Annotated in this window: 11 protein-coding genes and 1 rRNA gene; 4 read left to right on the plus strand and 8 right to left on the minus strand. The window is 43.1% G+C overall.

Going from position 1 to position 13,625, the window contains the following annotated elements; translation table 11 throughout:
* Positions 1–143 precede the first annotated feature (143 nt).
* A complete protein-coding gene (gene murI, locus ACTXGE_RS10680) occupies positions 144–1,094 on the minus strand; it encodes a glutamate racemase (protein ID WP_443543253.1) in 951 nt (316 codons plus the stop codon).
* Positions 1,095–1,209: 115 nt separating this feature from the next.
* On the minus strand, positions 1,210–1,830 hold the full coding sequence (locus ACTXGE_RS10685; protein ID WP_443543353.1) for a DUF1285 domain-containing protein: 621 nt from the start codon (positions 1,828–1,830) through the stop codon (positions 1,210–1,212).
* A gap of 933 nt (positions 1,831–2,763) precedes the next feature.
* On the opposite strand from ACTXGE_RS10685, the gene ACTXGE_RS10690 reads away from it, so the two are divergent.
* The 4 genes from ACTXGE_RS10690 to ACTXGE_RS10705 all read left to right on the plus strand — a co-directional run bounded on the left by ACTXGE_RS10690 (position 2,764) and on the right by ACTXGE_RS10705 (position 7,994).
* Complete coding sequence (locus ACTXGE_RS10690) at positions 2,764–4,401, plus strand: electron transfer flavoprotein-ubiquinone oxidoreductase (RefSeq protein ID WP_443543352.1); 1,638 nt, start codon at positions 2,764–2,766, stop codon at positions 4,399–4,401.
* Positions 4,402–5,181: 780 nt separating this feature from the next.
* Entirely contained in the window at positions 5,182–5,442 is a 261-nt protein-coding gene (locus tag ACTXGE_RS10695; RefSeq protein WP_317200517.1) for a DUF4212 domain-containing protein, read from the plus strand.
* A gap of 3 nt (positions 5,443–5,445) precedes the next feature.
* Positions 5,446–7,314: a sodium:solute symporter family protein gene (locus ACTXGE_RS10700; protein WP_443543251.1), complete on the plus strand. Its 1,869-nt coding sequence runs from the start codon at positions 5,446–5,448 to the stop codon at positions 7,312–7,314.
* A 134-nt stretch (positions 7,315–7,448) separates the two neighbouring features.
* Positions 7,449–7,994, plus strand: coding sequence for a hypothetical protein (locus ACTXGE_RS10705; protein ID WP_317200515.1), 546 nt, complete (start codon positions 7,449–7,451; stop codon positions 7,992–7,994).
* A 74-nt stretch (positions 7,995–8,068) separates the two neighbouring features.
* On the opposite strand, the gene ACTXGE_RS10710 is transcribed toward ACTXGE_RS10705, so the two are convergent.
* The 6 genes from ACTXGE_RS10710 to rrf all read right to left on the minus strand — a co-directional run bounded on the left by ACTXGE_RS10710 (position 8,069) and on the right by rrf (position 13,366).
* Positions 8,069–8,674: a rhomboid family intramembrane serine protease gene (locus tag ACTXGE_RS10710; protein WP_443543249.1), complete on the minus strand. Its 606-nt coding sequence runs from the start codon at positions 8,672–8,674 to the stop codon at positions 8,069–8,071.
* Positions 8,675–8,775: 101 nt separating this feature from the next.
* On the minus strand, positions 8,776–9,828 hold the full coding sequence (locus tag ACTXGE_RS10715) for a 5'-nucleotidase (RefSeq protein WP_443543247.1): 1,053 nt from the start codon (positions 9,826–9,828) through the stop codon (positions 8,776–8,778).
* A gap of 214 nt (positions 9,829–10,042) precedes the next feature.
* Positions 10,043–11,332, minus strand: a complete 1,290-nt coding sequence (locus ACTXGE_RS10720; RefSeq protein WP_435949756.1) for a TRAP transporter large permease — start codon at positions 11,330–11,332, stop codon at positions 10,043–10,045.
* Positions 11,329–11,856, minus strand: coding sequence for a TRAP transporter small permease (locus ACTXGE_RS10725; RefSeq protein ID WP_317200511.1), 528 nt, complete (start codon positions 11,854–11,856; stop codon positions 11,329–11,331). The genes ACTXGE_RS10720 and ACTXGE_RS10725 overlap by 4 nt, the downstream gene beginning before the upstream one ends.
* Positions 11,857–11,877: 21 nt before the next feature.
* Entirely contained in the window at positions 11,878–12,948 is a 1,071-nt protein-coding gene (locus ACTXGE_RS10730; RefSeq protein WP_435949757.1) for a TRAP transporter substrate-binding protein, read from the minus strand.
* A gap of 303 nt (positions 12,949–13,251) precedes the next feature.
* A 5S ribosomal RNA gene (gene rrf / locus ACTXGE_RS10735) occupies positions 13,252–13,366 on the minus strand.
* Positions 13,367–13,625 lie beyond the last annotated feature (259 nt).

The raw sequence follows: 13,625 nt of genomic DNA on the forward strand, positions 1-13,625 counted from the left end.
ATTTAGCAGCGATGGCATCACTGCTCATTTAACATCACTATATTCAATTTTGAATGTAAGTAGCCTAGCACAACTCGCTTTTGAGTGTGAATTTTATTGTCGCCAAAATCATCGTCACTGTCACTTTAAAGACTCTATCTTAACTAAATTAAGGTTGATGCCTTGGATTTACTATCAATAGTAGTAAAATTTTGCTCTTGATACGTCATGAGCGGTGACAGTTTGAATACGCGCGCGCCTAATAGACGCTGAATCAGTTGCCCAAGCTTGTCATCATATTTACTCGCATAAAAAATAAGGGGTCGCTGAGTATGAACGTCTATAGGACAGGACTCTACGACTTCCCTCAAGGATTGGGGCGCTAAAACGCTAGCAGACGGCGCAAGTAGGTGATGACTTGCCAGCAGCTGCTTGACCCGTTCAGCGACAGCGTGCCCTGAGTCAACAATTTGAATAGACAGATTTTGCTCTGCAATTTGCTGTTGCAAGTAGGTTCTAAAAAACGGATAGTGCGTGCAGCCTAAGACCAGTTGATCCACGCCTTGCTCTGCAAACACGTCAAGCTGATGGCGTAAATGCTCAGCGGTGACGCTATCCTCTGGCATGCCAGCCTCAACCCAAGGGACGAGATTGGGGTCAAAATACTTAGTGACTTTGGTTTGATTAGGTAGAGCGATATCACTAATAACTTGATTGAGTAAAGTGCCATCTAGCGTCGCTTTGGTCGCTAGTACTGCGACATGAGCACTTTTGCTGGCTAGAACTGCAGGCTTAAGCGCTGGCACAAGACCGACAATAGGTAGGTTTGGGTAATGCAAGCGAGCGGTTTGCAAGGCATGAGCAGAAGCGCTATTGCAAGCGATAACGATCAATTTGCAGCCTTGCTGATGCAGCCATTTCACCGCTGTCAGTGTCAAAGCTTCAATATCTTGGCTATCACGATTGCCATAAGGCACATGCAAAGTATCAGCGTAGTAGATATAACGCTCGTTTGGCAGTTGCTCGGCCAAATGCAAGTAGACAGACAGGCCACCAATACCTGAATCGAACAAGCCGATTGGCGCACTGGCCTCTTTATGTTTAGCAGTACTCATGATGTCATCATAGTCATAGTTACCAGATATAAACGTAGAGGCAATTATATAATCCCCTTGGCATTTAACCAATAGCCAAAAAGCCTTTCACAAACCGCCTTATTCACAAGTAGCATCAGTCAGATGGCATAGATAGCTCATATGATTTACCGCCGCTTTGCAAAGTCAATATAGTCTCACCGTCTTGCTCGCTCAGCGTACCAATCTCGACGAGATGATAAAAGGCATTGCGACCAATAAGTGCCTCCAAGCCGTTTCTCACTGGCATATAGGGGCGCACGTTTGACTTGTCAGCACTCTCGTTACTCTGGCTATCCTTATCTTGACTGTCGTTATTATCATAATGACGTAGCGTGATTGGATGCTCGTCGTCCAATCTGACCACATCGCCTGTCGTGGTAGTGAATTCAAGCCACTGTTCACCGTCTTCATTAACGATGCCAATATCATTAATAAATAAAGGTACATCCTCAACAGTAATGCGCATTTTTTGTACAGGCGTTTTTAGATAATAAACCAAATCGCCGTTTTTTTCTTCTACCCATAAAATAGTGGCAAACAAGCTCACCAATGACTCTCGGGTCACATGGCCCCCTTCGTGCCACCATTCGCCATTAGCTTTGATCGTTAAGTCCATATCTATGGTTTGCTCAGGATGCCAGTCTGCAAGTGGCGGTATACTGCGGCCCTGCCGAGTCCCAGCTTCTGCCTTTAAATACTGATCTAAAGCCTCCATATCATTTAAGTTAGAAGGCACATTGTGCGCGGTCTGAGCGCCATTAATGGTATGGTTCTTGGTATCGCTATCGCTTGCGCTATCGTTGTTATTCATCTCATTATTCCCTAATGATTCGTTAAAGTTTGCTATAGGTATTGCTGCTATCAAATTTAGTTTCAGTTATGATGTAGCTATGACTCAGTTTTACATTCAGTCTAGTAATGTCACCATAACACTGATAGTTATAAATGCGTATCGTGTTTGTACGACTTTTCTTTTATAATGAGTAACGTTTTTAAAAGGTCACATGTATCGGCATTGCTTTAAATGCTAGGATACTAAGCTCAACCGAATTGGCCTAACCAAATTTTAGTTTTATATGCTTATACTTAAAGATTGATATATAAAGCATAAGCATGCAAACCGCAAGATTGTCACTTGATACCTAAAGACCCTTTTTATCGGGCAGTCCTAACAGTGCTGCAAGCTTCATTATTTAATTGCGACGCTCGTAATGTCCATAGATAAGCCATTAAGAACTCAGGAGTAGCTATGCAAGAACAAGATAAGCAAACGCCAGTTGTGGATGCCGAGACTGTCAATACTGACACGCAAGCAACCACACTTGATACGACTAAGACGGACAGCGTTGAACCGATCACAGAAGTAGAGACGACTGTAGATCAAGAAACTAGTGTTGCTGCGCCTACTGATATTAGTAAAAGTGACTCTACTAAAGAGCCTGTCGAAGTGGCGTCTGAGCCAGTGACTGAAGAACCCGTTGTTGCAGAACAAAATGCGCAAGTTAAAGAGCCTACTGTCAATGAAGAGCCCGTTGATGTCGAGCCTATCGATGAAACACCAGTCGTTGAAGAGCCTGTCATCGAAGAAGAGCCTGTCATCGAAGAAGAGCCGGTTGTTGAGCAAGAGCCTGAGATTGAACGTGAATCGATGGAGTTTGATGTTATCGTCGTCGGCGGTGGCCCTGCTGGTCTCTCAGCTGCTATTCGTTTGCGTCAGCAAGCCATCGCAGCAGGCAATGACGAGTTTATGGTCTGTGTCGTCGAAAAAGGCTCTGAGTTTGGCGCGCATATCTTATCAGGTGCGGTTATCGAGCCGCGTGCTTTAGACGAGCTGATTCCTGATTGGAAAGAAAAAGGCGCACCGCTTAACGTCCCAGCGACTGAAGATCGAGTTTATATGCTCGGTTCTGCGACTCGTTCTACCAAGCTACCTGACGCTATCGTACCTGCCAGTATGCACAACCATGGCAATTACATCGTCTCACTAGCTAACGTGGTACGCTGGCTCGCTGAGCAAGCAGAAGAGCTTGAAGTTATGATGTTCCCAGGATTCCCAGCATCTGAAATTCTATACAACGACGATGGTTCTGTTAGAGGTATTTTGACAGGCGATATGGGCGTTGCCGCTGATGGCGAAGCCAAACCAAGTTTTGAGCCAGGGTATGAGCTACTCGCTAAGTATACTATCTTTAGTGAAGGCAGCCGTGGTCATTTAGGCAAGCGCCTCATTAGCCGTTTTGGTCTCGATAATGACTCTGACCCACAGCATTATGGTATCGGTCTCAAAGAGCTTTGGGATATCAAGCCTGAAAAACATGAAGAAGGCGTTGTATTACACGGTTCAGGTTGGCCGCTAACGGATACAGGTTCCTCTGGCGGTTGGTGGTTATATTTTGCCGAAAACAACCAAGTCAGCTTTGGTATGGTCATTGATCTTTCGTACTCAAACCCTTATATGTCACCATTTGATGAGATGCAGCGTCTAAAACTGCATCCGCTTATTCGTGATATTTTAGAGGGTGGTGAGCGCATCTCTTATGGCGCGCGTGCCTTGACTAAAGGTGGTCTCAATTCACTACCGAAATTCACTTTTCCAGGTGGCGTATTAGCTGGCGATGATGCAGGATTCCTAAATCCTGCCAAAATCAAAGGCACACATACTTCAATGAAGTCGGGTATGCTTGCCGCTGAGGCTATTTTTGCAGCAGTGCAAGAAGGTCGTCAGCATGATGAAGTGGTGTCTTATAGCACCATGTATAAAGAATCATGGCTCTATCAAGACAACTACGAGGCGCGTAACTTCTCACCAGCTATGCACCGTATGGGACAATGGATGGGCGGCGCATTTAATTTCATCGATCAAAACGTACTGCGCGGCAAGATGCCATTGACTATCCGCGACAACACGCATGATTATCATCATTTAGAGCGCGCAGCTCATGCTTATCAGCCGAGCTATCCTAAGCCTGATGGCAAGCTGGTATTTGATAAGTTATCATCAGTATTCATCTCCAATACCAACCATGCTGAGGATCAGCCTGCGCATTTAAAATTAACCGATCCAACAGTGCCTATTTCGATTAACCTACCACTATATGCTGAGCCTGCGCGTCTGTATTGCCCCGCTGGCGTTTATGAAGTGGTTAAAGATGCCGAAGGCGCTAAGTTCGTTATTAATGCGCAAAACTGCGTTCATTGCAAAACCTGCGATATCAAAGACCCATCGCAGAACATCACTTGGGTAACGCCAGAAGGTGGCGGCGGTCCAAACTACCCTAATATGTAGTTTTAGCAACATTAGCTCTATATAGCATAAAAAAAACCGCTCTTAATGATAAGGGCGGTTTTTTTGTGGTTCATTTAAAGTATTCATCCACTGATAATACGTAGTCTGCATAACACATGGCACGTTATAAATCTAGTCAGAACAAGATTCTGCTAAATCATTAAATCTAGCTAGATTTTTGTCAAAGGCTACATTTGTAGAAGTATTCACTAAATAAATAACAAACATTTATTTCAGTTTTTGCAAAATTTTTAGCCAGCTAATTTTATAGCTTTAGAGCTGATAGCACAGTACAGCGGTCTTTGAGCAGATACTTCGCTTCTTATGCCGTGTATATTTACAGACTACGTACTTCGTTACGTTAAAGTAATTTTAAATTACTTATTGTTAATTGACCCAATTTTGTATATATTCCTAATAGGTTTATGACTGTCCAGTATAGTCATTAACAAGCGAGTAGATGGGCTGCTGTTCCAAAAATGAAATCCACATTGGATTTGGAACATTATCCGATACTGGTAGCAGTATATTGACCGCTATTATAATCACTACTCTTTATAGCGTAATTTTGAGCTGATAGAGAGTATCAATATTACTCACCCCACTGATACAATTGATTGGCAGTATTTCGGGTCATTATGATTTAGCAGTCTGTACAAGGTCTCAAAGCTTTGATGTAGACAATATCAGATCGCTTGCGGCGATAAATGTTAAATCACAATGACTGGTTAGCTTTTAATCAAACATCTTGTTTTTATGTTAGGCAAAAGGAGTTGTCCTATGGAGAACCACAACGATTCATCGGGTTATTGGCGTGCCAATGTCCGTCTTATTCTAGGTAGCCTATTTATATGGGCCTTAGTATCTTATGGCTTCGCTATTCTTTTACGTCCCTTATTGGCTGGTATCAAAATTGGTGGTACTGACCTAGGCTTTTGGTTTGCTCAACAAGGATCCATTGGCGTCTTTATCATCTTAATTTTCTTTTACGCTTGGCGTATGAATAAGCTAGATAAACAATATGGCGTAGACGAGGAATAGAGCATGAGTCAATTTACGATTAACATTATTTTTGTAGGCCTATCCTTTGCTCTATACTTCGGTATCGCAATTTGGGCACGTGCTGGAACGACCAGTGAATTCTACGTTGCAGGCGGTGGTGTTCACCCTGTCGTCAACGGTATGGCAACCGCCGCGGATTGGATGAGTGCTGCGTCGTTTATTTCAATGGCAGGCTTGATTGCTGCAGGTGGCTATGGCGCCTCAACTTACTTAATGGGTTGGACAGGCGGTTACGTTCTACTCGCTATGCTATTAGCGCCTTACTTACGTAAGTTCGGTAAGTTTACGGTTCCTGATTTTATCGCCGATCGCTTCTACTCAAAAACAGCGGCTATGATTGCCGTGGTTTGTTTGATTGTCGCATCAACCACTTACGTTATCGGTCAGATGACTGGTGCCGGTGTTGCCTTCTCACGCTTTTTGGAAGTTGAAAACACAACTGGTCTACTTATCGCAGCTGTCGTTGTTTTCTTCTACGCGGTACTTGGTGGTATGAAAGGGATTACCTACACGCAGGTTGCGCAGTATGTGGTTCTAATGATTGCTTATACTATCCCAGCAGTCTTTATCTCACTTGAATTGACTGGCAATCCGATTCCAGGCTTAGGTTTGTTCTCAAACCATGTTGAATCAGGTGTGCCTATTTTGACTAAGCTTAACCAGGTCGTCACTGACCTTGGATTTACTGCTTATACTGCTGATGTACCAAACAAGCTTAACATGGTGCTATTTACCTTATCACTTATGATCGGTACAGCAGGTCTACCGCACGTTATCATTCGCTTCTTCACGGTTCCTAAAGTTGCTGATGCACGTTGGACAGCCGGTTGGACTCTAGTCTTTATCTCTCTCTTGTACTTCACAGCGCCTGCTGTTGGTGCTATGGCACGTTTGAACCTCATTGATACTGTTTATCCACAAGGTGTAGATCAGCCAGCACTTACTTATGAGCAGCGTCCTGATTGGATGAAAACGTGGGAAGATACGGGTCTTATCAAGTACAATGATCTTAACAACGATGGTCGTATCCAGCTTTATAACGATAGCGGTCTTGGTGCAGCTCAGCTTGCATTGACTGCAGCAGAGACTGATGGTGGCGACGTAGTCGCAGCAACAGCAGCTGTCGATACCGCTCGCGCCGCACAAGATGCAGCACTCGACGGACGCTTCACTGACGCAGGCTGGGAAGGTAATGAGCTTGACGTTAACGCTGATATCTTAGTACTAGCTAACCCTGAAATCGCGCAGCTTCCACCATGGGTTATTGGTCTTATCGCAGCAGGTGGTTTGGCTGCAGCACTATCAACAGCCGCAGGTCTATTGCTTGCTATCTCATCAGCCATCAGTCATGACTTGATTAAGCGTAACCTTAATCCAAACATCACGGATAAAGGTGAGCTACTAGCTGCACGTATCTCGATGGGTGTTGCTATTGTTGTCGCAACGTGGCTCGGTCTCAATCCACCAGGATTTGCCGCTCAGGTTGTTGCTCTAGCCTTTGGTATTGCAGGAGCGTCACTGTTCCCAGCACTCATGATGGGTATTTTCTCTAAGCGTATTAATAACCTAGGCGCAATCTTTGGTATGCTTGCAGGTCTAATTAGCACCTTAGTCTATATCTTTGTATTCAAAGGCTGGTTCTTTGTTGGCGGAACTGCTAACTTCCCAGATACCGCTGAATACTGGTTATTTGGTATCTCACCACTATCATTTGGTGCGATTGGTGCATTGATTAACTTTGCAGTAGCCTTTGCAGTCTCTTACGCAACAGCGCCGCCACCAGCTCATATCCAAGAATTGGTTGAAAGCGTACGTTCACCACGCGGTGCTGGCGGAGCAATTGACCACTAAGCCGCTAGGTATACATCACGTCAGTGACCTATATTTGCTACACTAACGATCACTCACAGGCAGCAGCTGCTTGTGAGTGATTTTTTTAGCCTATAGCTATTGTACAATTCTATTTATCGTATTAAGGAAATTCTATGCTTTTTGAGTTTATTGCTACCATAGCTGCTGCCTTTGGTATGGCTGGGTTGGCACTGATTATAACTCACTTGAGTAAGCTGGCAGGCAAGCGCGCCCCTAAATGGCTTATTCCTTTATTTGCCGCTATTGGTATGTTTGCTTTTCAGATAAACCAAGAGTACAACTGGTATCCGCAGCAAGTTGCTAAGCTACCTGATGGCGTGACGGTAGTCAAAACTGCTGAGAGTACAGAATGGTTTCGTCCCTGGTCTTACATCAAACCTCATATTCTGCGTTTTATAGCAGCAGATAGTGGCAATGCTGTCGCTCAAGTGGACGATCCAGATATATATTTGGTTAACTTGTATTTGTTTGAGAGGCGCAGAAGCGTACAACAGATTCCACAAGTGATTGATTGTGCAGCGCCTGCACGAGCAGACTATATCATTCCAGAAAAAGGTAATACTCTTGATGTAAGAGAATACGTCGAGCAAACCACAGCATGGCGAGAGCTTGCAACCGATGATCTGCTATACATTAATGTCTGTACGAATAAAGGCTAGAGAGATGTCATAGTGGTGCTAGTCGATAGTCCTATACATATCGTAAGAAGGCTCTTTTGCAAATATTTTGATCATCAGCGTCTTCTAGTCAACGCGGTATAATCGTGTTTTGAGTTTGCCCCTATCAATAAGCCTGCGCACAGACCACCAAAGTGCGCAGCAAACGAGATGCCCTCTTGCGGCATCAATCCTTGTTTTATAGTCAGCCAATATCCAGCTCCCATCACAATACAAGCTATCAAATAACCCCAGCGCCGTGCAAACAGTGCGCCGCCTATCATGTACCCAAGCATAGCAAAGCACAGTCCTGATGCGCCGATATGGATAGATAACGGCGATCCTATTATCCAAGTCACAGCTCCTGATGCGATAATGAGTTTTATCGTCGTGCGATAAGCATTATTTTCGAACAATCCAAATAAGAACAGAATCTGTAGCAAGGTTATGCTGTTGCCAAGTAGATGCGCAAAATTGCCATGCATAGTCCATGATGCAAACACCCCTATCATACTACCGACATCTAACGCGCGTGGGACGATACCAAAGATATTCCACAATCCAAATAAGAACACTTCATTCAAAAAAAACATACCCCACATAGGGACAAGCACAAAAGCATAAAGACCAAAAACTTGCTTTAGTCTTTCAATGATTAAATCAAATAAAGCTGACCAATTCATATATATTCTCTGGTGATGAGCATATAACCCCCTTTACTGCTTGTAGGCTTTTGCAAAATATTACTGCCATAAATAGTACAAGAACTTAATAGTACAAGAACTTATTGAGTAACTGCCATAACAGATTGTTGTACAGGCTCAAATAGTAATGATGATGCATCCCTAACTTCTTTTAGATAATTATTATTATGTAAGAGTGAGCTTGAATGATAAGGCACTAAGGCAGTTGGTACAAACTGCCGCGCGGCATCAATATGCTTGATTGAATCATCAAAAAATATGTGTGGAGCAAAGGTTTTAAGAATAGCAGTTTTATTTAATCCACCCAAAAAAAACGCCATATCGACATTGACACCCCACTCTCTTAGCGTCTTTATAGCGCGCAGATCGGCAGGCGCATTACGCGCTGTGACTAGCGCAATTTTTACAGGGCTATGCTCTAACAATGTAGGCAATCGAGATTGTAATTTTGAGAGCTTAATGAGTAGCTCAGCATAAGGCCCTTTTTCAATCGGCATATCACTCATTTTAGCTTCGCGATCATGAAAGGCGCGTAGACCTTTTTGTTTGTATAATAGCTCGCCTGAATCATCGAACAACACCGCATCCCCATCAAAGGCGATACGCAACTGCTCAGTATCAAGCTCATAAGTATTGACAGGTGTGGCATCTAATATGGCACAAGCGCAGATATTGGCATCTGTCACTTGCTGCGCATCATCGCGATTGGTCGTCAAAAATAAATCAACCTTAAAGTCATCAATATAAGGCGCAACAGGACTTCCTGATATAAATGCAGATCGCGAGATATTTAACTTGTGTGCACGTATGGCATTTAGTACCTGAATTCCCGTGTCTGGACTACTCTTGGATACGATGACCACTTCGACTAAAGGCGCTTCGATTGTCTTATCTACCAAAGCAGCAGTATCGCAATATGCATTTAGATTAAGTAACGCTTTAATCAAAGGGTATCCTGCCCCTATACTCAGATCATCGTTCTCGCGTGCTGCCATATAGCTGCGAAATTTACTGATAGCACTCTTAGGGGACTGCTGCAATAAATGAGCTAGGTGATTCTCAGACTCTGACAAATCGAACAAAGCCGTTGCTGATATTGCAACGATTAAGGTTTTACTAAAATCAACAGCCATAACTTTACTCGTCAGCTTTTGGGAAGAGATAAAACATAAACTTTGCTCAGTCTACTATATCTGCCACTTTGATTAGTAAAAGTTTTTGGTAAATCTATTACTGTTAGGTCGCTATAAATTTGTATCAATAAACAACAAAAACACCATACACAAAAAAGCCACATCGTCATAATAACGATGTGGCTCTCCTTAGACTGCTTTAGCTATCACTGTTTTAGCTGAGTAAGACTAAGGATATAGCAGGGAAAGCGACCAAAATCACCAAACGTATCACGTCTGAGACAATAAAAGGCGCTACTCCCTTAAACATATCACCAAGCTTGATATGCGGGGCAACTGCTTTAATCACAAAGATATTCATACCCATTGGCGGCGTAATCAATCCAAGCTCTACTGTTAATACCGCAATAATACCAAACCATACCGGATCAAACCCAAGTGCTAAAATAATGGGATAAACGACTGGAATAGTAATGACTAGCATTGCTAAGGCGTCCATAAATAAGCCTAGCAAGAAGTACATAATCAAAATACAAATTAGAACGATCATAGGACTAACTGATAAACCGCCAATCCAAGACGCTAAGGTATAAGACAATCGCGATACTGAGATAAAATACCCAAGTGCCTCAGCACCGAGTAGCATAAAGAACACAACGGCTGATAACGCGAGTGTCTCAATTAAGGACTGCTTAAGGCCTTTAAAACGCATGCCTTTGGCAGCAGCATAGAGCCAAGATACAAAAGCACCGACAGCTGCACCTTCAGTAGGTGTAAATAACCCAAAGAAGATACCAAAAATAATAACAACAAATATAAATCCAAACGGAATAAGACCTGTCAAAGAAAGGATTTTTTCCTTCCATGACGTACGCTCACCGCGCTGAGCTAAATGCGGCTTCCAGCGCACCATAATCATGACCGTTATTGAGTACATCACCATGCCTAAAATACCAGGCAAGAAGCCGGCGATAAACATATCGCCAACCGATTGCTCGGTTAAAATAGCATAGACCAGTAGTGCAATACTTGGTGGAATCATAATACCAAGCGTACCGCCAGCAGCTAAAATACCGCAAGCAAAACCAGGCTGATAACCGTACTTCTCCATTTGCGGCAAAGCCACGCGAGTCATAGTAGAGGCTGTGGCTAAAGACGATCCTGATATAGAAGCAAAAATACCAGAAGATCCAATACCGGCAATCCCAAGGCTACCGCGTACACCACCGAATATTACTCTAGTAGAGTCAAATAACTTACTTGCCATACCTGAATGGGTCGCAAAAACACCCATCAAAATAAACAGTGGAATAGCGCTAAAGTCATATTTTGCTAATACATCAACAGGAATGTCTTTAAGCATTTGTAGAGCGCCACTAGGACTGGTAACTGCACCAAATCCAACCAAACCGACGCCTAACATTGCAAGTGCAACAGGTACTCTTACGACTACCAGCAGAATCATGCATATTAAACCAATTGCACCGATAATTTCTGGACTCATGCGCCTGTCTCCTCGGCGTCATAGAATTCGCCTGTTCTAAATATGTTGATGGCTTCAATTAGCGAGCGAATAGCCAGTAAAAAACTCAAAAATGAACTCAGCGCGTAGATAGGTACCATAGAGATTCTAAGATCTTGAGTGACCTTACCAAACTCTATAGCATCATGAACGCTCTCATATAGTCCCCAAGTAAACACCAGACCAATGAAGAAAAAGCCGATCATGAAAACGCCCATCATATAGCCTTTCATAGCCTTGGACATTTTTTGAGTGAAAACATCAACGATAATTTGAGACCGCTCAACATAAGCTGCAAAAGCGGCCAACAGGGAAAATAGCATGAAGTAAGAGACAATCTCAACGCTACCTTTGACCGTAAAACCAAACTCACCGCCTGTCATTTTGAAGACGTAGCGTGCTACTACGTCTGCAATAGTGACAAGAACGATGACTACGAGACTAATACCACCTATTAATTGGCATAACCTAGAGATAAGAGTGCTGATTCTAACCAAAAATGCCATGTTGTCATTGCCTCAAGTTAATTAGGTTGCACAAGCAGCACTAGCAGCCTTAGCTTTTTCATAGACACCATCTGCATCTAAACCTAGAGCATTGACGTCATCTAGATACTTTTGTGTACCTGCTTCAAGAGGACCTTTCCAATCAGGATCATTTAATGGATCAGGGATATCAACCATTTCATCACCATTATCTCTGGCAGCTTGAATAGCAACTTGGTCGTATTTGTCGAACATCTGACCGACTTCTTTAGCCATTGCCATACCTGAATTGTCATCGATGATCTTTTTGAGATCGTCAGACAAACCATCATAAGTGTCTTGGTTCATAGTAACCATAAGACCAGAGGTATATAGCGGAAGGTTGGTGTGATATTTAGTTAGCTCATCAATTTTGAAGGTTGTAACCGCTTCCCATGGGAAACTCAAACCATCAACAACACCGCGCTGTAGAGAGGTATACATATCATTAGCAGGTAGACCAACAGGAGATGCGCCCATACTCTCGATAATGTCACCAGCGACCGCTGACGGACGGCGGATACGCAGACCTTCCATGTCAGATGGAGTACGGATTAGCTTATCAGTAGTATGCAAGGCACCAGGGCCAACACCATACATGAACAATACGTGTGAGTCTTCGTATTCACCAGCGATAGTACCGTCATCATACAGCGTCTGCATCATGCAGCCCATCTGAGTAGCAGAGTTAGATAAACCTGGCAATTCAGTGATTTGAGTTAGCGGAAAACGTCCAGCAGTGTAACCTTGGACTTGTGAGCCAATATCAATAGTACCCTTAACCGCAGCTTCGTAGGTAACATCGGCTTTACTTAGTGTCGCCGAAGGATAAAGCTCAACTTTTAAGCGACCGCCAGACTCATCTTCGATTTTTTTAGCCCAAGGCTCAAAGACTTCTTTGCTGATGTTAGAGGTGGCAGGCCAAAAATGTGAAAAACGTAGAGTGGTTGTTTCTTGAGAGGCAGTTTCAGTCGTTGCAGCAGTGTCGTCACCCGCTGTATCGGACTGATTAGAACAACCTAATAAGCTCATTGCAGCTAGAGCACCGATTGAAAAGAGAGGGGCAAGTCTCATTACCAATTCCTTTTGATAATTAATAGAAAAAGTGAGTGTTCACTTCATTTGATGTCTACGATTTATCTACTAGTCTTAAAAGTAGATATAAGTTGCAGACTTAAAAAACACCAAACAAAAATATCAATTATAATGATATAAGTCAAATCATTTTAGCAAAATATAAGCACAATCTGATTTGTCTATCAAGTGTCACAATATGTCTGGAGTGTAAACGAAGTATACACTAATATTCAGTAATTACTAAGTATCAGCCATAAAAAAACCCCCAACAACTTAATGTCGGGGGTTTTTGGAATAGAGAGCTGACGATGACCTACTCTCACATGGCCGGAGCCACACTACCATTGGCGCAACGATGTTTCACTTCTGAGTTCGAGAAGGGATCAGGTGGTGCCATCGTGCTATTGTCGTCAGCAAAGGGGGTTAGATATGAGTCTGTTGTTTTGGTATGACTTATCACACTACTTGACTGAATCAAGAGTAATAAGTGATATCGATATAAATGCTTACCATTCTATGAATAACCATTGCGCGTTTTGTCTGTCAAGGGACCTTCAAGTAATTGAAGGTACGTGACAGACGCATAATTGTCACTCGATAGATAATTACAAACCACTTGGGTGTTGTATGGTCAAGCCAAACGAGCAATTAGTACAGGTTAGCTACACACATCG

Source organism: Psychrobacter sp. T6-4 (assembly GCF_052258425.1).
Taxonomy (GTDB): Bacteria; Pseudomonadota; Gammaproteobacteria; order Pseudomonadales; family Moraxellaceae; genus Psychrobacter.